Below are 529 nucleotides of genomic sequence, written 5' to 3' on the forward strand. Positions count from 1 at the left end.
CAAAGGTCGAGAAGCCCAAGCCGGTCAAGAAAGTCGAGCCGGTGAAAAAGCCGACGCCTCCTGCGCCGACACCCGCTGCCGCACCCAGTCCGCCTGCGCCGCCGACACCTGCGCCCGCGCCAGCCGCACCTGCTGCGCCGCCGGCTCCGGTCAAGGAAAGCGCCGCTGTATCCGGGCTCGCCAGCCTGGGTAATCCGCCGCCGGAGTATCCGGGGCTGGCCTTGCGCCGCAGTTGGGAAGGTCGCGTGATTCTGCGCATCAAGGTGCTGCCCAACGGCCGCGCTGGCGCAGTCGAGGTGACCAAATCCAGCGGCAAACCGGTATTGGACGAAGCGGCCGTGGAGGCTGTGCGCAACTGGAAGTTCATACCGGCCAAACGCGGTGACACGCCGATAGAAGGCTTCGCGACGCAGACCATTGACTTCAAGTTGCCGGAATGACCCGGCGCATGACAACCGAACATTCAATTATCAAAGCTGGTGAGGTTTAAACCATGAACGCATCGCTCTCTTCCATGATCGTCCCGGCT

General features: G+C 63.5%; 1 protein-coding gene. It reads left to right on the plus strand.

From position 1 onward, the window contains the following. The coding region (locus tag ALO80_RS21030; RefSeq protein WP_144434242.1) for an energy transducer TonB at window positions 1-440 on the plus strand (440 nt) is incomplete at its 5' end. Window positions 441-529 lie beyond the last annotated feature (89 nt).

The organism is Pseudomonas caricapapayae (assembly GCF_001400735.1).
Taxonomy (GTDB): Bacteria; Pseudomonadota; Gammaproteobacteria; order Pseudomonadales; family Pseudomonadaceae; genus Aquipseudomonas; species Aquipseudomonas caricapapayae.